The organism is Variovorax sp. GW821-FHT10C12 (assembly GCF_059415405.1).
This window is the reverse complement of the sequence record NZ_JBWKNE010000003.1, coordinates 150,960-171,672: the sequence shown is the minus strand read 5'-3', so window position 1 is coordinate 171,672 and position 20,713 is coordinate 150,960. Positions and strand designations below refer to the sequence as shown.

Annotated in this window: 22 protein-coding genes; 15 read left to right on the top strand and 7 right to left on the bottom strand. The window is 62.8% G+C overall.

Features of this window, described 5'->3' with window-relative positions:
- The first annotated feature begins 2 nt into the window (after positions 1-2).
- The 10 genes from AC07OH_RS17330 to AC07OH_RS17285 all read left to right on the top strand — a co-directional run bounded on the left by AC07OH_RS17330 (position 3) and on the right by AC07OH_RS17285 (position 10,584).
- Entirely contained in the window at positions 3-1,001 is a 999-nt protein-coding gene (locus AC07OH_RS17330) for a Bug family tripartite tricarboxylate transporter substrate binding protein (RefSeq protein WP_495301527.1), read from the top strand.
- Between the two features lie 46 nt (positions 1,002-1,047).
- Positions 1,048-3,003 carry an acyl-CoA synthetase gene (locus AC07OH_RS17325; RefSeq protein WP_495301526.1) on the top strand — a complete coding sequence of 652 codons (1,956 nt, stop codon included), beginning with the start codon at positions 1,048-1,050 and terminating at the stop codon, positions 3,001-3,003.
- Between the two features lie 50 nt (positions 3,004-3,053).
- Positions 3,054-4,052, top strand: a complete 999-nt coding sequence (locus tag AC07OH_RS17320) for a Bug family tripartite tricarboxylate transporter substrate binding protein (protein WP_095743556.1) — start codon at positions 3,054-3,056, stop codon at positions 4,050-4,052.
- Between the two features lie 37 nt (positions 4,053-4,089).
- Positions 4,090-4,839, top strand: coding sequence for an electron transfer flavoprotein subunit beta/FixA family protein (locus AC07OH_RS17315; RefSeq protein ID WP_495275186.1), 750 nt, complete (start codon positions 4,090-4,092; stop codon positions 4,837-4,839).
- A 13-nt stretch (positions 4,840-4,852) separates the two neighbouring features.
- Positions 4,853-5,785: an electron transfer flavoprotein subunit alpha/FixB family protein gene (locus tag AC07OH_RS17310; RefSeq protein WP_495301525.1), complete on the top strand. Its 933-nt coding sequence runs from the start codon at positions 4,853-4,855 to the stop codon at positions 5,783-5,785.
- 12 nt (positions 5,786-5,797) lie between these two features.
- A complete protein-coding gene (locus tag AC07OH_RS17305) occupies positions 5,798-6,769 on the top strand; it encodes an NAD(P)H-dependent flavin oxidoreductase (RefSeq protein WP_495301524.1) in 972 nt (323 codons plus the stop codon).
- A 465-nt stretch (positions 6,770-7,234) separates the two neighbouring features.
- A complete protein-coding gene (locus AC07OH_RS17300) occupies positions 7,235-7,504 on the top strand; it encodes a hypothetical protein (protein WP_495301523.1) in 270 nt (89 codons plus the stop codon).
- A 1,362-nt stretch (positions 7,505-8,866) separates the two neighbouring features.
- Positions 8,867-9,286: a hypothetical protein gene (locus tag AC07OH_RS17295; protein ID WP_495301522.1), complete on the top strand. Its 420-nt coding sequence runs from the start codon at positions 8,867-8,869 to the stop codon at positions 9,284-9,286.
- 126 nt (positions 9,287-9,412) lie between these two features.
- Entirely contained in the window at positions 9,413-9,742 is a 330-nt protein-coding gene (locus AC07OH_RS17290) for a hypothetical protein (RefSeq protein ID WP_495301521.1), read from the top strand.
- Positions 9,743-10,074: 332 nt separating this feature from the next.
- Entirely contained in the window at positions 10,075-10,584 is a 510-nt protein-coding gene (locus AC07OH_RS17285; RefSeq protein WP_062471023.1) for a DUF1993 domain-containing protein, read from the top strand.
- 187 nt (positions 10,585-10,771) lie between these two features.
- Here AC07OH_RS17285 and AC07OH_RS17280 read toward each other — a convergent pair whose 3' ends face one another.
- Positions 10,772-11,335 (bottom strand): metal-independent carbonic anhydrase family protein, encoded by a 564-nt coding sequence (locus AC07OH_RS17280; RefSeq protein WP_495301520.1) that lies wholly within the window; start codon positions 11,333-11,335, stop codon positions 10,772-10,774.
- Positions 11,336-11,794: 459 nt separating this feature from the next.
- Here AC07OH_RS17280 and AC07OH_RS17275 point away from each other — a divergent pair, with 459 nt between their 5' ends.
- Complete coding sequence (locus AC07OH_RS17275; protein WP_495301519.1) at positions 11,795-12,721, top strand: alpha/beta hydrolase; 927 nt, start codon at positions 11,795-11,797, stop codon at positions 12,719-12,721.
- A 190-nt stretch (positions 12,722-12,911) separates the two neighbouring features.
- Here the strand turns inward: AC07OH_RS17275 and AC07OH_RS17270 are convergent, their stop codons facing one another.
- The gene (locus tag AC07OH_RS17270; protein WP_143599117.1) at positions 12,912-13,235 is read right to left on the bottom strand and encodes a hypothetical protein; all 324 of its coding nucleotides are present in this window, start codon (positions 13,233-13,235) and stop codon (positions 12,912-12,914) included.
- Between the two features lie 295 nt (positions 13,236-13,530).
- Here AC07OH_RS17270 and AC07OH_RS17265 point away from each other — a divergent pair, with 295 nt between their 5' ends.
- The gene (locus tag AC07OH_RS17265) at positions 13,531-14,997 is read left to right on the top strand and encodes an aminotransferase-like domain-containing protein (RefSeq protein ID WP_495301518.1); all 1,467 of its coding nucleotides are present in this window, start codon (positions 13,531-13,533) and stop codon (positions 14,995-14,997) included.
- A 79-nt stretch (positions 14,998-15,076) separates the two neighbouring features.
- Here the strand turns inward: AC07OH_RS17265 and AC07OH_RS17260 are convergent, their stop codons facing one another.
- The 3 genes from AC07OH_RS17260 to AC07OH_RS17250 all read right to left on the bottom strand — a co-directional run bounded on the left by AC07OH_RS17260 (position 15,077) and on the right by AC07OH_RS17250 (position 16,518).
- Positions 15,077-15,559, bottom strand: coding sequence for a GreA/GreB family elongation factor (locus AC07OH_RS17260; protein ID WP_062471040.1), 483 nt, complete (start codon positions 15,557-15,559; stop codon positions 15,077-15,079).
- 148 nt (positions 15,560-15,707) lie between these two features.
- Positions 15,708-16,031, bottom strand: coding sequence for a hypothetical protein (locus tag AC07OH_RS17255; protein ID WP_495301517.1), 324 nt, complete (start codon positions 16,029-16,031; stop codon positions 15,708-15,710).
- 43 nt (positions 16,032-16,074) lie between these two features.
- The gene (locus tag AC07OH_RS17250) at positions 16,075-16,518 is read right to left on the bottom strand and encodes a hypothetical protein (RefSeq protein ID WP_159278622.1); all 444 of its coding nucleotides are present in this window, start codon (positions 16,516-16,518) and stop codon (positions 16,075-16,077) included.
- Positions 16,519-16,919: 401 nt separating this feature from the next.
- On the opposite strand from AC07OH_RS17250, the gene AC07OH_RS17245 reads away from it, so the two are divergent.
- A complete protein-coding gene (locus tag AC07OH_RS17245; RefSeq protein WP_495301516.1) occupies positions 16,920-17,273 on the top strand; it encodes a hypothetical protein in 354 nt (117 codons plus the stop codon).
- 135 nt (positions 17,274-17,408) lie between these two features.
- Here AC07OH_RS17245 and AC07OH_RS17240 read toward each other — a convergent pair whose 3' ends face one another.
- Positions 17,409-17,840, bottom strand: coding sequence for a hypothetical protein (locus AC07OH_RS17240; protein WP_495301515.1), 432 nt, complete (start codon positions 17,838-17,840; stop codon positions 17,409-17,411).
- 90 nt (positions 17,841-17,930) lie between these two features.
- Positions 17,931-18,464, bottom strand: coding sequence for a hypothetical protein (locus AC07OH_RS17235; protein ID WP_495301514.1), 534 nt, complete (start codon positions 18,462-18,464; stop codon positions 17,931-17,933).
- 369 nt (positions 18,465-18,833) lie between these two features.
- Here AC07OH_RS17235 and AC07OH_RS17230 point away from each other — a divergent pair, with 369 nt between their 5' ends.
- Entirely contained in the window at positions 18,834-19,418 is a 585-nt protein-coding gene (locus tag AC07OH_RS17230; RefSeq protein ID WP_070060201.1) for a TRAP transporter small permease, read from the top strand.
- On the top strand, positions 19,415-20,713 hold the full coding sequence (locus AC07OH_RS17225; RefSeq protein ID WP_495301513.1) for a TRAP transporter large permease: 1,299 nt from the start codon (positions 19,415-19,417) through the stop codon (positions 20,711-20,713). Before AC07OH_RS17230 ends, AC07OH_RS17225 begins: the two co-directional genes overlap by 4 nt.

The window sequence follows — 20,713 nt, the reverse complement described above, 5'->3', positions numbered from 1 at the left end:
CCATGGCCTTCCCGTTCCTCCGTACCCCCCGCAACCCCGTGCGCCGCACCCTGCTCGCGCTGGCCCTTCCCCTGCTGGCCGGCAGCGCCTTCGCCCAGGCCTGGCCGACCAAGCCCATCACGCTGGTCGTGCCCTTCCCGCCCGGCGGCCCGACCGACGTGGCCTCGCGCATCGTGGCGCAGAAGATGTCCCTGTCGCTCAAGCAGAACATCCTGGTCGACAACCGCAGCGGCGCCTCGGGCACCATCGGCGCGGCCTTTGCGGCCAAGGCCGCACCCGACGGCTACACCTTCGTGATGCTGGCCACGCCGACGCTGCTGGCCTCGCACCTGTACGGCACCGTGCCCTACGACATCTTCAAGAACTTCACGCCCGTGGGCACGGTGTACGACCTGCCGATCGTGATGGTGGTGAACCCGAAGGTGCTGCCCGGCGTGAACGGCCTGCAGGACCTGATCGCCAAGGCCAAGGCCGACGGCGGCAAGCTCAACTACACGACCGCCGGCGCCGGCAGCTTCGGCCACCTGACGACCGAGCAGCTGAAGAACATCGGCAAGTTCGAGATGCAGCACGTGCCTTACCGCGGCAGCGCCCCCGCCGTGACCGACCTCATCGGCGGCCAGGTGCCCGCGATGTTCTCCGACCTCGTGGCCGTGATCCCGCACATCCGCGCCGGCACGCTGCGCCCGATCGCCGTGGGCTCGGGCAAGCGCGTGAGCCTGCTGCCCGACGTGAAGACCGTGGCCGAGCAGGGCTTCCCCGGCTTCGACGCCACCTCGTGGGGCGGGCTGCTGGCCCCGGCCGGCACGCCGCAGGCCGTGATCGACCGCATGAGCGCCGAGCTGAAGAAGGCGCTGGCCGACAAGGAAGTCGGTGAGAAGCTGCAGAGCGTGGGCTCCTTCGCGGCCTACGGCACGCCGGAACAGACCGCCACGCGCATGCGCCAGGACTTCGAGCGCTGGGGCAAGGTCATTCGCGACAACAAGATCACGAACCAGTAAGACACGGCATCCGTCCGCAGCCGGCAAGACCCCTCAAGGAGACAACATGACAACAGGCAACGACAAGAACAACCCCACGGGAACGGCCAGCGCGCCGTTCCGCCCCCTGTTCCCGGTGCGCGGTCTTGCCGACATCCGGCGGCTGGAAGAAACACCGCTCGAAGAAGCGCTCACGGTGCGCAGCACCTACGAGCTCTTTCGCAATTCCGGCGCGGCCTTCGGCGACAAGACCGCACTGACCTTCCTGCGCAGCGGCAACCCGGCGGATGAACCCATCCGCTGGTCGTACGCGCAGCTGCTCGCGGGCATCCACCAGACCGCGAACCTGCTGCACACGCTGGGCGTGGGGCCTGACGATGCTGTGGCGGTGCTGCTGCCCGGTTGCCTCGAGTACCACCTGGCGCTCTGGGGCGGCGAGGCCGCCGGCATCGTGCAGCCGCTGAACCCACTGCTCACCGACGAGAAGCTGGTCGCACTCATGACCGCGGGCCGCGCCAAGGTGCTCATCGCCTACGGCTCCGACAGCGAATCGGGCATGTGGTCGAAGGCGATGCGCCTGCGCGGCCAGGTGCCCACGCTCACCACCGTGCTGCGCGTGGCGCCGCACGACGAGGCACCGGGTTCTGCGGGTGCGTTGCCAGAAGGCGTGGCCGAGTTCGACGTGCTGCGCGCCGCGCAACCTTCGGACCGCCTCGTGAGCGGCCGCGACATCGCGCCCACCGACATCGCCGCCTACTTCCACACCGGCGGCACCACGGGCGCGCCCAAGCTCGCGCGCCACAGCCATGGCGCGCAGGTGTTCACCGCCTGGGCCAGCGTGCAGCTGGCGGGCATGAACGAGCAGGGCATCTCGATCAACGGCTACCCGCTGTTCCATGTGGCGGGCGTGCTGCCGGCCTCGCTGTCGTCGCTGTCGGCGGGCGTGGAGGTGATCATTCCGACGCCCTCGCTGCTGCGCAACAAGGAGGTGCTGGCCAACTACTGGAAGCTGGTCGAGAAGTACCGCCCGACCTCGCTGTCCGCCGTGCCCACGGTGCTCGCCGCGCTGGCCAATGTGCCGCTGGACGGCGCCGACATCTCGTCCATCACCTACTGCCGCACCGGCGCCGCCGTGCTCGCGCCCGAGCTGGCCGCGCGCTTCGAGCGCCTGTTCGGCCTGCATGTGCACGAGAGCCTGGGCATGACCGAGATGGCCGGCATCTCGACCATCACGCCGCCCGGCGTGAACGGGCCCGCGGGCTGCGTCGGCTTTCGCCTGCCCTATGCGCAGGTGCGCATCGTGGCGCTCGACGAAAACGGCAACGCCAGCGACCGCGAGGTGGCGCAGGGCGAGACCGGCATGGTGCTGTTCAAGTCGCCCAACGTGTTCTCGGGCTTCGTCGATCCGGCCGACAACGCCAAGGCCTTCACGGCCGACGGCTGGCTCGCAACCGGTGACCTGGGCTGGATGGACGCCGAAGAGCGGCTGCACCTCACGGGCCGCTCGAAGGACCTGATCATCCGCAGCGGCCACAACATCGACCCCAAGACCATCGAGGACGCGCTGGGCGCGCACCCGGCCGTGCAGCTGTGCGCCGCCGTCGGTGCGCCCGACGCCTACGCGGGCGAGCTGCCGGTGATCTTCGCGACGCTGGTGCCCGGCGCCTCGGCCACCGAAGACGAGCTGCTGGCCTTCACCTCCGCGCGCGTGGACGAGGCACCGGCCCGTCCCAAGTGGGTGTCGGTGATCGCCACGATGCCCATGACCAACGTCGGCAAGATCTACAAGCCCGAGCTGCGCGCCATGGCCGCGCGGCAGGTGGTGGCGGCCACGGTCGCCGAGGTTTGCGCCGCACTCGGCGTGAACGATGCGGCCCGGCCGGCGGTGAGTACCGAAGGCGAAAGCCTCGTGCACGTGCAGATCGACGCCGCCGCGGCGGGCGCACAAGCCGCTGCGCTGCAGGAGCGGCTGCAGAAGGCCCTGGAGCCCCTGCCCTTCAAGACGCGCATCGCACTGAAGTGACCGGCCTGCTTCTTCGACACGATTTTCTGAAACCGAACGGGAGACAAACCATGACCCATCAACCCTCGACCCGCCGCGCCCTGCTGTGCGCGGCAGCCTCGACCGCCGCGCTGTTCGCGCTGGCCCCCGCGCATGCGCAGGCACCCTACCCGAACAAGCCGATCCGCCTCGTCGTGCCCTTCCAGGCCGGCGGCGCGACCGACGTGCTCGCGCGCGTGCTGGGCCAGAAGATGTCGGCCAGCATGGGCCAGCCCCTCGTGGTCGACAACAAGCCCGGCGCGGCCGGCATCATCGGCACCGACGCGGTCGCCAAGGCCGCGCCCGACGGCTACACCATCGTGCTGTCGCTGAGCAACTCGCTCATGACCAACGAGTTCCTCTACGAGAAACTGCCCTACGACACGCAGCGCGACCTCACGCTGGTCTACCAGATCGCGATGGCGCCGCTGGTGCTGGTGGTGCACCCCAGCGTGCCCGCCAAGACTGGCCCCGAGCTGCTGAAGTACGTGGCCGCAAACAAGGGCAAGGTGGCCTACGGCTCGTACGGCGTGGGCGCCTACCCGCACCTGGCCGGCGCGCACATGAGCCTCACGCAGCAGGCCGACATGAACCACGTCGCCTACAAGGGCGAGGCACCGATGGTGCAAGACCTCATCGGCGGCCAGATCCAGATGGCCTACGCGAGCGCGCTCGCTGCCAAGCCGCACATCGACGCGGGCAAGCTCAAGGCCGTCGGCGTGACCGGCGAGCGCCGCATGAGCACGCTGCCCAACGTGCCCACGCTGGCCGAGCAAGGCCTGAAGGACGAGGCCTACCGCGTGACCGGCTGGCTCGCCATTGCCGCGCCCGCCAAGACGCCCAAGGCCATCGTGGACCGCATCGCCGACGAAGTGCGCAAGGCCACGCAGCAGCCCGACGTGCGCGAGCGCGTGGCGGCCATGGGCTTCGAGATCAAGGACAGCTCGCCCGAGCTCTTTGCCGCGGCCTGGAAGCAGGAGCGCCCCGTGTGGGAGCGCCTGATCAAGCAGTCGGGCGCCAAGCTCGAGTAACCCCTTTCCCCATTTTTGTCATTCAAGAGGAACAGCCATGAAAGTTCTGGTGCCTGTCAAACGGGTTGTCGATTACAACGTGAAGGTGCGCGTCAAGAGCGACGGCACCGGGGTGGACATTGCCAACGTCAAGATGAGCATGAACCCCTTCGACGAGATCGCTGTCGAAGAAGCGGTTCGGCTGAAGGAAAAGGGCATCGTGACCGAAGTCATCGCCGTCTCGTGTGGTGATGCCAAGTGCCAGGAAACCCTGCGCACCGCGATGGCCATCGGCGCCGACCGCGGCATCCTGGTCGAGACGAGCGAAGAGCTGCAACCTCTCGCGGTGGCCAAGCTGCTCAAGGCGCTGGTCGACAAGGAACAGCCCCAGCTGATCATCCTGGGCAAGCAAGCCATCGACGACGACGCCAACCAGACCGGCCAGATGCTGGCTGCGCTGGCCGACCTGCCCCAAGCCACCTTCGCCTCGAAGGTCGAGCTCGCAGCCGACAAGGTCACCGTCGCCCGCGAAGTCGACGGCGGCATGGAAACCCTGACGCTCACGCTGCCCGCGGTCATCACGACCGACCTGCGCCTGAACGAGCCGCGCTATGTGACGCTGCCCAACATCATGAAGGCCAAGAAGAAGCAGCTGGACACCTTCAAGCCCGAAGACCTAGGCGTGGATGTGAAGCCCCGCCTGAAGACCCTCAAGGTCAGCGAGCCCCCGAAGCGCGGTGCAGGCATCAAGGTGCCCGACGTCGCCACACTGGTGGACAAGCTCAAGAACGAAGCCAAAGTGATCTGAGGAAGAAACGAACATGACCGCACTCGTCATTGCCGAACACGACCACGCCAGCATCAAGCCGGCCACCCTCAACACCGTGACTGCAGCCCTGGCTTGCGGTGGCGACGTCCACGTCCTCGTGGCCGGTGCCAACGCAGCAGAAGCCGCCAAGGCCGCTGCACAGATCGCCGGCGTGTCCAAGGTGATCGCTGCCGACAGCGCCAGCCTGGCCGAGAACCTCGCCGAGAACGTCGCAGCGCAAGTGCTGGCGATCGCCGGCAACTACAGCCACATCCTGTTCCCCTCGACCGCCAACGGCAAGAACGTCGCACCGCGCGTGGCTGCCAAGCTCGATGTGGCGCAGATCTCCGACATCACCAAGGTCGACAGCCCGGATACGTTCGAGCGTCCGATCTACGCCGGCAACGCCATCGCCACCGTGCAAAGCACTGACGCCATCAAGGTGATCACCGTGCGCACGACCGGCTTCGACGCCGCAGCTGCCACCGGTGGCAGCGCCACCGTTGAAACCGCCGAAGGCGTGGCCGACAGCGGCAAGAGCGCCTTCGTGGGCCGAGAAGTCACCAAGAGCGACCGCCCCGAACTGACGGCCGCCAAGATCATCGTCTCGGGTGGCCGCGCTCTCGGCAGCGCCGAGAAGTTCAATGAAGTTATGACGCCGCTGGCCGACAAGCTCAACGCAGGCCTGGGCGCCAGCCGCGCTGCAGTGGACGCAGGCTACGCCCCGAACGACTGGCAAGTGGGCCAGACCGGCAAGATCGTCGCGCCGCAGCTGTACATCGCCGCGGGCATCTCGGGCGCCATCCAGCATCTGGCCGGCATGAAGGACTCGAAGGTCATCGTCGCGATCAACAAGGACGAAGAAGCCCCGATCTTCTCGGTGGCCGACTACGGCCTCGTGGCCGACCTGTTCACGGCCGTGCCCGAACTCGTGACGACGCTGTAAGCGGCTGCGACGATGAAGACCCGCATCACCGAACTGCTCGGCATCCGCTACCCCATCATCCAGGGCGGCATGCAATGGGTGGGCCGCGCCGAGCTGGCCGCGGCCGTGTCGAACGCCGGCGGCCTGGGCATCCTCACGGCGCTCACGCAGCCCACGCCCGACGACCTGCGCCACGAGATCGCGCACACGCGCACGATGACCGACAAGCCCTTCGGCGTGAACCTCACGATCCTGCCCGCGGTGAAGCCGCCGCCGTACGCCGAGTACGTGCAGGCCATCATCGACAGCGGCGTGAAGATCGTGGAGACCGCGGGCAACAGCCCGAAGGACTTCATCGAGGCCCTGAAGCGTCACGACGTGAAGATCGTCCACAAGTGCACCTCGGTGCGCCACGCGCTCTCGGCCGAGCGCAACGGCGTCGACGCGGTGTCGGTGGACGGTTTTGAATGCGCGGGCCACCCGGGCGAGGACGACGTGCCCGGCCTCGTGCTGCTGCCGGTGGCGGCGCGCAAGCTGCGCATTCCGATCATCGCCTCGGGCGGCATCGCCGACGGCCGCGGCATGGCCGCCGCGCTGGCGCTGGGCGCCGAGGGCATCAACATGGGCACGCGCTTCTGCGTGACCCAGGAAGCGCCGATCCACGACAACATCAAGCAGGCACTGGTGGCCGCGACCGAGCGCGACACCAAGCTGATGTTCCGCACGCTGCACAACACGGCGCGCGTGTTCCGCAACGCGATCTCCGAAGAAGTGGTGGCCACCGAACGCCGTCCGGGCGGCTGCGAGTTCGAGGACATCCGTCCGCTGGTCGCCGGCGCACGCGGCCGTGCGGCGCTGGAGTCGGGCGAGGTGCACAACGGCGTGGTCTCGGCCGGCCAGTGCATCGGGCTGATCGACGACATCCCGACCTGCGCGGAACTGCTGGAACGCATGGTGCGCGAGTGCCGCGAGCATCTGGACCGCGCCCGCAGCTGGATGAACTGAAGCTCTGCCGCGCTCCCGCCGACGGGGCGCCTTGCTCCGCGAATGTCCCCCGGGCTTCGGGCTTCCGCCCCTCCTCCTTGGTTTCGCTGCGCAAGGCACCCCATCGACGTGAGCGTTCAGAGCCGCTTCGGACTGGCGCGGCACCGGGCCCACGAGGTCCGTGCGCGGCGCAGAAGCTGCATTTGTTGGCGCTCGCCGAGAATTCGTGCCGCATGAACCGGCCACTTCGCCGGGTTCTTCTCTAGAGTGAATGCCCCTGTCACTCGACACCCCACCAAGGGAAGAAGAAAGGCGCCACACCCACCCCCTACTGAGATGTTTGAAGGCTGCTTGCCTCGCGGCAGGTCGTCGGTGCGAAAGCAGCGATGCAGATGCGAGGTATCAAAAGGCGACGGCCGAGGTGTTACTAGCACCCCAGCCGTCTAACCAAGTTCGTGCACACCCCTCTAAAGGAACCGCACAAAAATGGCTACCAAGACTATAGCCCGGCCTCGCACGCCGGTAGCTTCCGAAGACAGCGCCCAAGACCCGGTGGATCTTCTCGAAAACACCCTCTCTCAACTCGAAGCGCTCCTGTGGGTCTGCCATGGGGAGAACGCCGACTGGTGCAGCGGTGACGGGCCTCGACAACTGGACAACGTGCTTTGGCTTGCGGCTGATCTCGCTCGCAAGGCTGGAGAGCTGTTTCAACTGAGCGAGAAGGCGCGACGCACAGCACTGGAGACCGGCGGCTAGCGGCTGGTCTGCGGGCTGCGTGTTTCGCGGCCCGCCCTGGTGAACAGGTTCTTTGGGGTGCGACGGCTGAAGCCCTTGTGATGGAGGGAATTCGGTTCGATTGAGGTGCTTGCGGTGCAGGCCTCGGTGGCAGCCATGCACTCCATGCTGATCGTCGGCAGACAATGCGAGCATCCGCTTTGCAGCCATTGCCGACATCCCTCGGCCTTGCGCGAATGGGTACTATCGGCCAGAACCGGCCGTTCGGCGGCGAGGCAGAATCTGGGCCAAGGCGGACATTGGCCCCCCAACCGAGTAGAGCTTTCAGACGACCTATCGGCATGAGCGAACGACTACCTTGCAGAGCTTGCGGTGCTTCTATCCACCCGGACACAGCGGTGGCGAACGAAGGTCTGTGCATACCATGCAAGCGTGGTTACCGACGATTCACCGACGGTGGGCAGAGTGAACGGCGGCGCGAGCAAAAGGAACGCGTTGAGGAGAAGCCGTTCATCTGCCCGGAATGCGGCGGGACGCATGCCGCAAGCTGGAGTCGAGTGGGCGTGAAGTATCTCGGCGACAACCCCTGGGACTACGTTGCGGCCCGCGAGACATGCGGCGATTGCGGAGCGGAGGTTCCCCGCAGTCTCTCCCGCCGGTGGAATGTGGAGACAGCGGAGGAAGCCCGGGCCGTCTGGCGGGAAAAATTTAGGAATGTTGGGCAGCATGCTGGTCCGACTTGAACCGGCCAATAGCGGAAGTTCGCTGCTGAAGCTCACCGGAAACCAGATGCCAAATCGGATGACCAGAATCGTAATCTTCCTATTCGTCCTCTTCCTATGTGGGCGTGTCCCGGCCGAAGAGCTGACATTTGGCCGGTTCATCATGTCTTGGCCAGATGGGTTCTCCCATGTTGAGGGCACCAGCCCGGCAATCTACAGGGGCCCTGCTGGTGAGCGCGTCCGAATAGTCACGGTGCCTACTCGGCGCAATCGAAGTTCGGAGGAAGCGCATGGCGAAGTCCGAAAAATTGTTGGGCAGACAACGCGAGAGTTTCGTGACATCGAACGGGAGTTCGGGCGGCCGCTCTGGCCCCTGCGAACCACCGTATCGTCCGTGGGTGATGTCCATATCTCAAGCGCAATGCAAAGCGATTCCAACAACGTTCCGGGCTATGTCTTGAACTACGCAGTCGTTTCGCCGCAAAGTGATTTCAGTCTCATCATGGTTGCTGGTGACGGCGATGCGTTTGAAGCCTTTGGGCGATTCAAAGCAGCTCTTGCATCTGCAAGATGGCGATAGTCAATTCTCGGCCAGAAGCCGACCTTCACTCGTGGCCCTAAACTCTTCCCAGGTTGGTCCTTGACACCGTTGGACGTACATATGACCCACGCCGAACTGCGTAGATACCTCTTGAAGAACTACCCAAAGTCTCGACTGGAACTCCTGACGAAAGAGAAGAGAGACGCTCTCCTAGTCCGGCATCCCAAACTACCTGAGGGCTACGTCGAATTTCTATGCGAGGTTGGCTGGGGGACCATCGGAGATGGTCAATACTCCGTCTACAGCGCGCCCGCAGAGCCATCGTTCATCTACGACCCAGTCACGGCTGAGAGTTTGGGTGACGTGGTTCTTATCGGCGACGACTTTGCCGGCGGCCAGGAGGCTCTTCGCTTTGGGAAAGAAGGGGCCATCTTTGGCAGCGTTGATAGCTTGCATGGTCGCTTCGAGCCGTCAGACGGCGAGACATTTTCAAAATTCATCCAAAGCTGGTTCGTGGGGGCGCCAACCTCTGCAACTTGAGCGTTCGGGCTGGAATGGAAGTCTTCACGACGGTGGCGTGGCCAGCAACAGTCGGCCAGGACCGGACTTTCCCCGGAGGCGGGCGGGCTGGGCCGTGCTTGCCACAGGAAACATTGGAGGACAGGTATGTGGAAACGGTCTGAGGTCGACCCGAACAAGAAGTACCAAGTCGCGCTCTGCGCCTCGCCGAGGGGCAGTAGGTCACATGCGCTGCATCCTCTCGGGCACGGCGTTCTCCCAGAGCACACGGTCTTTCTAACTGAAGTTGTTCCCACAGACCTGCTGTTGCGACGCGATTTCAATGGCATCTCGAAATCGGTTCGCATTGTCGGCGGCAAGCAATACTGGGTGGACGCCCACGGCGTGTGGTTCACCATGGAAGAAGTGAGTGCCTTGGAGGAAGAGCTCGACGTGCCTTGGGTTAACGGCGTGCCTCCCCACATTGCGCCCAAGTGATTCAACCCCGGGGCTGCTGAGTTCATAGCAACCGGCGTCCGCTTTGGAGCCGGGTCACGGACGGCTATGGGCCCGAAGCGGTCCTTCGATGCGAGAGGTCGACCGACTGCTATGCAGCGATCGCGGTCTGTCGTGCATCTGCAATTGACGTCCACTTCTTGCCAGTGAACTGCCCTTCAACGCGGCGGCTCCGACTGCCAGCGGGAAGAAAAGCCGGCCACAAAAGCCGGGGCGATTCAGTTCACCCTGTGCTGTTAGCCTTGCATGGTCGGCAGGGCCTCTGCCACGCCAACTCCGGCCATCGCGCCCAATTTTTCAGAAGTGAACTCACCATGACCAGCCCGCTGTACAACGCCTCCGTTCCCGTCATGCAGCAGATGCTGCGCGCCCTGTCCGACGTGCTCAAGAAGGCCGAAGACCAGGCGACGCAGAAAAATATCGATCCCAATGCGCTGCTGCAGGCGCGGCTGTTCCCTGACATGTTTCCGCTGGTACGTCAGGTACAGATCGCCGCAGACTTCTCCAAGGGCATTGCCTCCCGCCTGGCGGGTGCCGAGGTGCCGTCCTGGCCCGACACCGAGGTCAGCTTCGCCGACCTGCAAGCGTTGATCGCCAAAGCTCTGGCCCATATCGGCTCCTTCAAGCCTGAGCAATTTGATTCAAGCGAGAGCCGCGAGATCGTATTGCGCCCCGGCACCCCAAAGGAAAAGAAGCTGACCGCAAGCGCATACCTTCTGCACTATGGACTGCCGCAGTTTTTCTTCCACGTGACCACCACCTATGCCATCTTGCGCCACAACGGTATGGAGATCGGCAAGCGCGACTACATGGGTGCCTACTGACCCAAGACAGACAGGCGTTCAGCCACTCTGGCCACTGCCGCTCGAAGTGCAAGCGTGCGGCGTGCTGCCACCGATTCGCGCCTTTGAGCCACCAATGACGCTCCTCCGAGGGGCCTTCATCACCAGATGAAGGCCCCTTGAAGGCGCCGCCCTAGAGCCTGGGCCTGCCGGCACTCGAACGCGGTGTTCAACGGCCAGCGTACGGCAGCGACGAGTGATGCACGACGATGCGCAGCTTGCCGGCACCGTCCTTCACGAAAGTCCAGGTCTTGTCGACCGTGGTGACCTTGCCGTCCGGGTCGGTGAACAGCACGTTACCCAGCGTGCTGGCCACGTCGCCGTGGATGAACAAGGCACTGTTGGCAATCTCGCATTTCGTCCAGCCCTTCAGGGCGAAGCCGGTGTCGTTGGGAAAGGCAGGGTTGCCGCCCACGAAGTACGCCAGCGCGCCGTCGCGAGCGGTGCGGAAGGTCTGCGGCGATGTCGTGAGCGTCGGCTTGAACAGCACTGCGCCCAGCTGGTAGGCGTAGGCGCTGTCGATGACCTTCTCGGCCAGCGCCCTGGCGGCCGGCTGCCCTGCGCTGGAATTCGCGGCGCTGATGTCGACCAGCGCCTTGCACCAGGCCTGCTGGGCCCCCAGGACTTCCGCTTCCGTGATGCTCCGGTCGACGACTTTCTCCTTGGCGGCGACCGGCAAGATGGCCCCTGCGATCAGGAGGCTGGCGATGGCACTGGGAATGAATTTTTTCATTTGGGTCTCCAATTGAAGTAGTTGGATACCGGAGCGGCCGGGTGGGTCGAGCCGAGACCCAAAGTGCATCCATACGACATGCACAAGGCATGATGCGCCAGCTGATTTGCTCTGAGTAAAAGATGCAAATGAAATGAATGGTTGTGCATTCGCGAGACAGCCAGGCGTGCAGGCCTGTCTCGCAACAGTCTGAAGCGGGCGCACACGAAGGACGGCGATGCAGCGGTTGCCGACATCCCTCGGCCTCGCGCGAATGAGTGCTATCGGCCAGAACCGGACCCTGGCTCACGCCGCCCAGTTCGCGAACACCCTAAGGTCACCAGGGGCCAACAACCGTCCGTTTTTTTGCGCCGGAACGATTCGGCCACAAGCAGACACTCAACATGGGACAGGTGTCGAACGAAAGCCATCCTCTCGGTCTGCACCAGAATTTCCCCCGATCTGCGAAGACCTCATCACATGCAACAACGTTTTCTGAATGCCTTGCTGGTTGCCCTCATCGCCAGCTTCGGCATCTCTGGCGATCCGGCACGCGCCCAAGCCCAAACGACGCCCAAGGTGCAGCCCGGCGAGGGGCGGCCTTACGAGGTTGTCGACAGCGAGGTATGGGACGTGCCCGATCCGGTTTCAGGCCGCGGCTACCAAGTCTTCATTGCTTTGCCGCCGTCCTATGCGAAGCAGCCGCGGCAGCGCTACCCCGTGCTGTATGTGACTGACGCCGACTACGCTTTCCCGATCGTCCGGCAGTTGGGGCGCCGCCTGAACGTTGAAGGGCCTCAGATCGAGGAATTCATCCTCGTCGGCCTGTCTTACGCAAAGGGCGAGGACGGCGCGGTCAGCCGCCAGCGCGACTACACACCGACACCGAACGGCCCCAGCACCGCGCCTGCCAATGCGGTCCACGGTCAGGCGCGCGCCTATCAAGAATATCTGCGCAACCAGGTAAAGCCGTTCATCGCCGCTCGCTACCGAGCCGACCCGGCCAGAACAATCTTTCTCGGTCACTCCTACGGCGCCCTGCTTGGGATGCAGATCCTTTTCACCGAGCCCGGCTTGTTCAACGGCTATATCCTCGGCAGCCCATCTCTCTGGTACGACAAGCGACATGCCTTGAAGCTCGAAGCGAGCTACGCCAAACAGAATCGGGACCTGACGGCGAATGTCTATCTTTATGTCGGTGCCTATGAGGCGCTGCGCAAAGGTGTTCGGCGCTACAACCAGACGGTAGACATGGTTGCCGACAACCAGGCGCTGGAGACGGCGCTACAGAGCAGAAAGTACCCAAGCTTGAAGCTGAAGTCAGCGGTCCTGAACGACGAGGACCATCTCACCGTCGCGCCGCGTGGCTTTACGCAGGGCATGAGGTATCTGCTCTCGGCGCACTGACAAATCACAGCGAGACGATGCAGCCGGGCGATCACTTGACATGAATTCTGGGCGAGAACTTTGCCATCGGCGAGCTCGCCTCGCACGTCGGCATGCCAGCCAAATACCGCGCCATCGTGTCGATGTCCGTCTCTGAAAGGGTCGTGCCGTCAGTCGCACCGTATCCGGGCTATCGACCGAAAACTTCCAATCACTGCATGGCCAGGTCCAGACCCATCCAATTGCAAAATTCAAAGGTGAGGAAGAGCACGAGGAACGCAGAAGCGACGAACGCCCCGCCCACCTTGATGGATGTCAGTACCACTGCAGCTGTCTTCTGATTCTTGTCCTTCTGTCCCCGTTCGTAATGCCACTTGACGGCTAAATACATGCCCACGCTGAGCACGAGAACCTTGAAAATAACAAAAGAGATAGGGATTGAATTCATGATTGAAGGGATATCAATGGTGACAGACGGCGAAGTGCCCGAGTGCGGCGAGTAGCTCAATAGACCGATGAAGAAACGGAAATTCAATCAATCAATCAATCAATCTAACGAAACGGTTGCGGTGAGCTAAATGGGCGTCCGCAAGGCGCGTCGAAAGGCACGCAAGACATGGGTCGAAAAGCGGAGCAGTCTGCCTGCATCACAGAAGCACTCTCATCGTGCTGTCGAGTGTTCATCTTCCAGGCTGATACGTACAGAACCAGATCAGCTGAAAATTTTCGTATCAGATGCAAGGAGGCCGGTAGTCGCGCCGGGGCGGGTCGACGTCTGATATGACAATCTCTGGAGCGGTTCAGAACGACCGTATCAGAAAGAGATGCCCATGAACCGCTACGAAAAGCTTGCCGACAACATCGCTCAGCGTATTCGCGCGGGTAGCCTGAAGGCGAACGATCGCCTTCCCTCCGTGCGCGAACTGAAGTCGCAAATGGGCATCAGTGCGTCCACCGTGTTCTCTGCTTACTACCTGCTGGAGGCGCAAGGGCTTGTCGAAGCGCGGCAGCGGTCAGGGTACTTCGTTCGAGCGGGCGCGGAAATGCCGACCAACGAGCTCGCCGCCAGCGAGCCTGTCCTGCGGTCCATGTCGGTCGACGTCTCGTCGCTTGTCTTTCAGGTCCTTGCACAGGCTCGCGAGCGCGATATGGTCCCGCTCGGCTCGGCCTTTCCGTCGCCAGAGCTGTTTCCCTTCGAGCAACTTGCCGCCGGCCTGACGCGAGCGCTCAAGCGGATGGATCCTTGGCAGACCGTCGAAGATTTGTCACCAGGCAACGCCCAATTGCGCCATCAGATCTCCCTGCGTTACGGCAGCGTCGGGATGGATGTGCCTGCGTCTGAACTGGTCATCACCAGCGGGGCGATGGAAGCACTCAATCTTGCGCTCGAATCGGTGACGCAGCCAGGCGACGTCGTGGCGATCGAAACGCCAACCTTCTATGGTGCGTTGCAGGCACTGGAGCGGCGCGGTCTTCGCGCGGTCGAGGTTGAGACGCACCCGCGAACAGGCGTAGATCTCGACTCTCTTGCTCGCGTGATCGACCAGCATCCGGTGAAGGCCTGCTGGTTCATGCCGACCTTCCAGAATCCGATGGGCTGCACCATGAGCGACGCAGCCAAAGAGCAACTGGTCAGCATGCTCGCCACCCGCGCCATACCGCTGATCGAAGACGACGTGTACGGCGAGCTCGCGCATGGGGCTCGGAGACCGCCACCAGCCAAGGCCTGGGACCGGGATGGCTGGGTGCTGCACTGCAGTTCTTTCTCGAAATCCCTGGCACCCGGATATCGCATCGGTTGGGTAGCGGGCGGTCGCTTTGCAGCCACTTTGGGTCGCAACAAGTTGATGAGCTCGCTGGCGACGGCACTCCCCTCGCAACTGGCGTTGCAGGAGTACCTGCAACACAAGAGTTTCGATCGTCACCTGCGCGCCCTGCGGCACTCGCTCAGCCGCCAGCAGGCGGCATGCTTGCGATTTATCGATCGATACTTTCCAACTGGAACGCGGGTCACGCGCCCCGAGGGTGGCTATTTCCTGTGGCTCGCGCTGCCAGAAGGTGTCGACTCGCTCGCACTGCACCAGGACGCTCTTCGGCTCGGCATAGGCGTAGCGCCGGGCCATTTGTTTTCAGCCGACCGCCGATACACCCGGCACCTGCGCATCAACTACGGGTATCTCGGCGACCCGCGCTTGGAAGGGGCTATCAGGAGTCTTGGAGATCTCGCCAACGCGCAGCTTGAATCTACAACTGGAAATTCGGGGCCCATCTTCGAGGAACGTTCGTCGAGACCCTAGTTTGCGTCCATGCAGGTCGAGGTCCGCCGCCTTCGACCGACTCTCAACGTCACGCGTGCCGCTTCTGTCCAGTCGCGGCTTAGAGAACCCGCAGCACCTCAAACTGCTGTCGGATTGGAGCGACCTGTATCGACACCTCATCACCCTCGCATTTGCCCAGCATTGCCCTACCCAAAGGGGCTTCGCTGCTGATGACCTGAACAAGCTGAGTGCCGCTGACCAACGTCATGCTGCCCCCATCCGGGCCGAGAAAGAGCTGTTGCTGCTTGTCGTCGGAATCGACCAGGCAGACCAGCGCGCCGAGCCGTATTCCTATGCTGGCGTCGTAGGGACGCGGGCGGAATTGGCGCCAATTGGCCATCGCCTGGCGTATGGCTTCGGCGCGCCGAGCTTGGCCGGTGGCCAGGTAGGCGGCTTCGAGTCCCAATGTGTCGTACTTGTTTTCGGCGATGTTCTCTTCGTGAGTCGCCGTTTCATGGGCTGCGCGCACTGCCTGTTCGGCTTGCAGCAGGTCTTCGGCGAGCCGTTCCAGCACCTGCTGTTGCAGCAAGAATTTATCCATGACGAAAGGTCGGTATCTCGAACAAGCGGGGGGCAGATTTTGATTATGAAGGGCTCCAGAAGCCTTCGACGCTTCTGTTGGCTGCAGGTTAACTTCGGCAATGGGCCCTAAGCCGAAGTTCACTCTTCTCCGAAGCAGACCTTGTTTCTTATGCGGAGATTTTGGCCAGGAGGTCCGGGCGTACCTCCTCCGGCGTGAAGGCTCTCAGAATTACTTCCTTGGGCTCGACCGCACCTTCAGCCCGTGCCAAATCCATCCTGGCAATCTGCTCTGGAGATAGAAAGTGGCCCTTCAGGGCGACGGCAACGCTCGTTATCTGAGTACGTCGAGCAAGGAAAGCATGCATCTGCGCGACGGTAAGTCCTATCGCATGACCTGCGGCGACTTCAGCTGCGACATGCACTGTGATGCCCGAACCTGCGTCCACATTAACCGCCGCATTGAACTCGGCAAAGTATTCTTCAAGGTTCATTAGGTGTCCGGTTCTGACCGATAGCGCCAGATGATTCCGGCGTTCAAATTGAGTACCAGATGTAGAGCGATTTCCCAGTGCTTTGCGCCGCTTGTGCCAATCGTGTGAGGTCTTGCAGAATCGGCACCAGCTCATCAGCTTCATGAGGCACACCGTCGACATCTGCCCAGCCCGCGCTAAGACCGGGTATTGAACCCTGGGGAAGCTGCGCCAATCGACGTGTGAAGTCAGAAGGAAACGCCTCCAGAATGCCTTCACTTTCTTCGGTCATAGGACCTACTTGCAAACCGAACTCTGGATAAGAAAATTTCTTATCGGCTAGAAGAGCCCAAAGGGCCCCGAGTTCAATTCCGGTAAGACCTTTGTGCTCAACCCGCTCTAACGAGCGCAGGTCATCTTCAGAAGATTCATCGTCCGCAAGAAGGCGACTTTCATATGCACCTGCATCCTCATCAGACGCGACAAAGAAGTCGGTGAGCATTCCCATTGTTGGTTCCTACCTTCGTGATGAAAGACCGTCATGGTGGTCTTTGGACATTGAATGGATAAGCCTTTTGGCCAAATTTAGCTGCCGCCGAGGCCGCCTGCTTCTGGCCGCATTCTGCCGTAGCAGGCTGCGGTCGGCGTCCGCCAACAGAAAATCAGGCCGGTCCCCACCAAGTTAGATGCGCCGCGCTGTTGCACCGTCGAACTGCAAGAAGCCTATCAATTGCTCCGCATCACCCAGCGCCCCAAGTACCGCCTCTGCAGTAGCTCTGTAGGCGGCCGGCAAATGCACTTTGACGTTGGAAGGCTAGTCGTTCCAACCGAATTCGATGAGCCAATAGGCCTTTCCGGTAGTGATACACAGAGCATCGCTTACGATGAAATCCCTTTCAGGATTCTTCTATGAGTAGCATGATCTTTCTTGGAGACCAAGAGATATTTGTCTCAAATCGACGCTTCTCTACGCTAGTCGAGTTTGGGCTGGAAGTGGCCGATTCGGTTGCCTCTTCAGAGCGGGACCTCACGTTCGTGAAGAAACTGAAAGCTGAAGCCAAGAGCTTCTATCGAGGCATCGATCTTGACCTTGAAGAACTGTTCTTGGCGAAGGACGAGTTTCGATTCTGGAGCATGGTCTACGCAGAACTTGCGGTCCGAATTGAACGGAAAGAGATCGGAAACCCAGGGGGCGAAGATTGGCGCCCGAGCGCCACTGCCGAAGCTCTCGCACTATCGAAGATGTTGGCGTCTGCGGCCTGAACCTGATTGGCTGGCTGCCACCTCCCTCCTTGATTGATAACACACCGCTCGAAGTCCGCGATTGGCTTGCTCGAGTACGAGAAGGGCAATTCGTGGTTGGTTAGCGATGTCGGCTCTTGGCCGACGGCGGCCATCCTAGCTGCCCAAGGCCACCTGATCTACACGCCCGGCGTCTAAGGTCTTGCCAACGATTTTCGTGGCCAGCGCAGCAACCCGAAGGGACGGCGGCAACTGGTCAACTGTCAAAGGACTGACAGGTCGGCAAACCATTTCGTACGCGGACGTTGCCTGGATGGAAGTCTTGTGCACATCCGTCCAGTCGAACGAAAAGAATCCTCGCTCAGCCAACGCCACGAAATCATCGGGGCGGGGATAGGGAATTTTCAACTCGACCGCACACACAACAGACAACATTAGTGCCTGTTCTTCCGCGTTGTAAATCCAAGGCCGTGCAGTCCAGGGGATAGGGCCATCACCGCCAGTCGCAAAAATGCCGACTTGCTGCAGCGAATCAGACGCTATCCAGAAAACATCGAATCCTTCAGATGAAGGCGTTTCAGGTTGCATGATGAGACCGTACTTGGATTTCCGCTTTTGGCCGACTGCAGCCAGTCGCGCTGCCGTCGTGACCGAGTTCGCAGCGGAACGCCGACGTGATCAGCTCCACTGTCGCTCATAGGCTGCGACGTGCTCGGGAAACAACGTCTCATAGGCCGGGTAGGAAATGCCCAAGACGTTCACCTCGATGCTATCGGGGCCATCGTCGCAGTCCATGATGCGCACGCCAGCACAGGCGAGGACCATTTGGTCTTCTGTTCGCACTGTTAGGGCAAGGTGGGCCTGATCAGCGTGATTCGAAATGCATTCGGCGCGGATATTCGAGTACCCCGGAACCGGTCGAAATATGCCAAACGCTACGCCCATAGGAGGGTCGCCCAACTCCAAGCTGGAGCACCCAACCAGCACCTCGCTCGCATAGATCGAGAACGTTGGCATGTAGGTTCCTTGTCTTTCTGCGATGCCCGCTTCTATTCGAATTTTCACGACGCAGCGAATGGTTGGTTCCGGCCGATAGTACCCCTCCGGTCCACCCGATCGAACGACAACAACCAGTCTGAAGCGAACATTGAACGCAGCCCTGTCCATGTCGACCGCATCCGGCACCAGCCCTTCAGGCTTCTGCTTCGCCAATGCCTGTCGCTCACGAAAGCTCAGCAGTACGCCCCCGCACATCCATCTGCAATCCACCACAGCGATCGAACCGCCAACGCCACAGCCGCACTCATCGTGCACAGGGCATCGGGTGCTCCTCGCAGCGAAATCAAGGAGGAGGCCGCAGGCCGGGGGACATTCGCGGAGGAGAGTGCCCGGTGTCCTGTGCACGCGCCCCGAAGGCCCCCGACCGAGGCCGTCAACACACCGCCACAGCTAAGGAAACCCCCGATATATGAATGGTCATTGACCCCCTAGCATCGAGCGCTGCTCGCCTGTCAAGGTGTACGGATCGCGTCCCGGCGTCCGCCCGGTGACCTGGCGCCTGCCTCAGCTGCCCTTTCTGCGATGACAACTCCTCCCGAGTCCGGCCCCACGCTGGACGCCGCCAGTCCCCTCCCCCCCGACATCGAAGCCGCCGACGAACCCACCAAGGTTCCCCTCGCCATCGAAGACTGGCTCACGGTCCTCATCATGGGCGCGCTGGCGCTCATCACGTTCGCCAACGTCATCGTGCGCTACTTCACAGACTCGTCCTTCGCGTGGACGGAAGAGTTCTCGGTGTTCCTCATGATCATGCTGGCGCTGGTGGCCGGCTCGGCCGCCGTGGCGCGCGACCGGCACATCCGCATCGAGTATTTCTCGGAGAGCGGCTCCATGGCGCGGCGCAAGCGCCTGGCGCAGTTCGGCGCGCTGATGATCGCCATCCTGTTCGCGCTGATCGGCGCGCTCAGCATCCGCATGGTCTGGGACGACTACCGCTTCGAGGAAACCACGCCCGGCATCGGCCTGCCGGCCTGGTGGTATTCGATCTGGCTGCCCATCGTGTCGTTCGCGATCGCGGGGCGCGCCATCGGCCTCATGGTCCGCCGTGGCCGCAAGACCAACTACAAGTCTGACGACAACAACAGCAAGAAGGGCGACGCCAAGTGATCGCCACCCTGCTCTTCGTCGCCTTCGTCGTGATGATGCTGGTGGGCGTGCCCATCGGCGCCGCGCTCGGCTTGGCGGGCGCGGCCTGCATCGCGCTGGCCAACGCCGACGCCCAGTGGTTCGGCCTGCTGGCCGTGCCGCAGAACTTCTACGCCGGCCTGGGCAAGTACCCGCTGCTGGCGATTCCGATGTTCGTGCTGGTGGGCTCCATCTTCGACCGCTCGGGCGTGGCGCTAAGGCTGGTCAACTTCGCCATCGCTATCGTGGGCCGCGGCCCCGGCATGCTGCCGCTGGTGGCGATTGCGGTGGCGATGTTCCTGGGCGGCATCTCGGGCTCGGGCCCGGCCAACGCCGCCGCCGTGGGCGCGGTGATGATCGCGGCCATGAGCCGCGCCGGCTATCCGGCTGCCTACTCGGCCAGCGTGGTGGGCGCCGCGGCGGCCACCGACATCCTGATTCCGCCCTCGGTCGCGTTCATCGTGTACTCGGTGCTGGTGCCCGGCGCCTCGGTGCCGGCGCTGTTCGCGGCCGGCATGATCCCCGGCGTGATGGCCGGCCTGGCGCTGATGATTCCGGCCGTGTGGCTGGCGCGCAAGCACAAGATGGGCGCGCTCGAATCGACGCTGCCGCGCCCGCCGTTCTGGAAGAGCTTTCGCGAAGCGATCTGGGGCCTGGCGGCGCCGGTGCTGATCCTGGGCGGCATGCGCGCGGGCTGGTTCACGCCGACCGAGGCGGCCGTGGTGGCGGTGTTCTACGGCCTGTTCGTGGGCATGTGCATCCACCGGACGATCAAGGTGCGCGACCTGTTCGTGATCCTGCGCGAGTCGGGCGAGCTGTCGGCGGTGATCCTGCTGGTGGTGTCGCTGGCGGGCATCTTCGCGTACTCGCTCTCGACGCTGGGCATCATCGATCCGGTGACGCAGGCCATCGTCAACTCCGGTTTGGGCGAGTACGGCATCCTGGCGCTGCTGATCTTGCTGCTCATCACCGTGGGCATGTTCCTGGACGGCGTGTCGATTTTCCTGATCTTCGTGCCGCTGTTGCTGCCCATCGTGCAGCACTACAAGTGGGACCCGGTGTGGTTCGGCGTGATCCTCACGCTGAAGGTGGCGCTGGGCCAGTTCACGCCGCCGCTGGCGGTCAACCTCATGGTCTCGTGCCGCATCGCCAAGGTGCGCATGGAAGAAACCGTGCAGTGGGTGGGCTGGATGCTGTTCTCGATGTTCGTGGTGATGGTGCTGGTGATCGCCTTCCCCGAACTCGCGCTCTGGCTGCCGCGCAAGCTGGGCTACTGA

Coding starts and splice junctions, on each gene's coding strand:
- AC07OH_RS17245 (WP_495301516.1), top strand. CDS start 16,920: ATGAGTAGCATGATCTTTCTTGGAGACCAAGAGATATTTGTCTCAAAT.
- AC07OH_RS17255 (WP_495301517.1), bottom strand. CDS start 16,031: ATGAACCTTGAAGAATACTTTGCCGAGTTCAATGCGGCGGTTAATGTG.
- AC07OH_RS17330 (WP_495301527.1), top strand. CDS start 3: ATGGCCTTCCCGTTCCTCCGTACCCCCCGCAACCCCGTGCGCCGCACC.
- AC07OH_RS17300 (WP_495301523.1), top strand. CDS start 7,235: ATGGCTACCAAGACTATAGCCCGGCCTCGCACGCCGGTAGCTTCCGAA.
- AC07OH_RS17240 (WP_495301515.1), bottom strand. CDS start 17,840: ATGCAACCTGAAACGCCTTCATCTGAAGGATTCGATGTTTTCTGGATA.
- AC07OH_RS17310 (WP_495301525.1), top strand. CDS start 4,853: ATGACCGCACTCGTCATTGCCGAACACGACCACGCCAGCATCAAGCCG.
- AC07OH_RS17265 (WP_495301518.1), top strand. CDS start 13,531: ATGAACCGCTACGAAAAGCTTGCCGACAACATCGCTCAGCGTATTCGC.
- AC07OH_RS17315 (WP_495275186.1), top strand. CDS start 4,090: ATGAAAGTTCTGGTGCCTGTCAAACGGGTTGTCGATTACAACGTGAAG.
- AC07OH_RS17320 (WP_095743556.1), top strand. CDS start 3,054: ATGACCCATCAACCCTCGACCCGCCGCGCCCTGCTGTGCGCGGCAGCC.
- AC07OH_RS17290 (WP_495301521.1), top strand. CDS start 9,413: ATGTGGAAACGGTCTGAGGTCGACCCGAACAAGAAGTACCAAGTCGCG.
- AC07OH_RS17230 (WP_070060201.1), top strand. CDS start 18,834: ATGACAACTCCTCCCGAGTCCGGCCCCACGCTGGACGCCGCCAGTCCC.
- AC07OH_RS17305 (WP_495301524.1), top strand. CDS start 5,798: ATGAAGACCCGCATCACCGAACTGCTCGGCATCCGCTACCCCATCATC.
- AC07OH_RS17280 (WP_495301520.1), bottom strand. CDS start 11,335: ATGAAAAAATTCATTCCCAGTGCCATCGCCAGCCTCCTGATCGCAGGG.
- AC07OH_RS17325 (WP_495301526.1), top strand. CDS start 1,048: ATGACAACAGGCAACGACAAGAACAACCCCACGGGAACGGCCAGCGCG.
- AC07OH_RS17250 (WP_159278622.1), bottom strand. CDS start 16,518: ATGGGAATGCTCACCGACTTCTTTGTCGCGTCTGATGAGGATGCAGGT.
- AC07OH_RS17260 (WP_062471040.1), bottom strand. CDS start 15,559: ATGGATAAATTCTTGCTGCAACAGCAGGTGCTGGAACGGCTCGCCGAA.
- AC07OH_RS17285 (WP_062471023.1), top strand. CDS start 10,075: ATGACCAGCCCGCTGTACAACGCCTCCGTTCCCGTCATGCAGCAGATG.
- AC07OH_RS17295 (WP_495301522.1), top strand. CDS start 8,867: ATGACCCACGCCGAACTGCGTAGATACCTCTTGAAGAACTACCCAAAG.
- AC07OH_RS17275 (WP_495301519.1), top strand. CDS start 11,795: ATGCAACAACGTTTTCTGAATGCCTTGCTGGTTGCCCTCATCGCCAGC.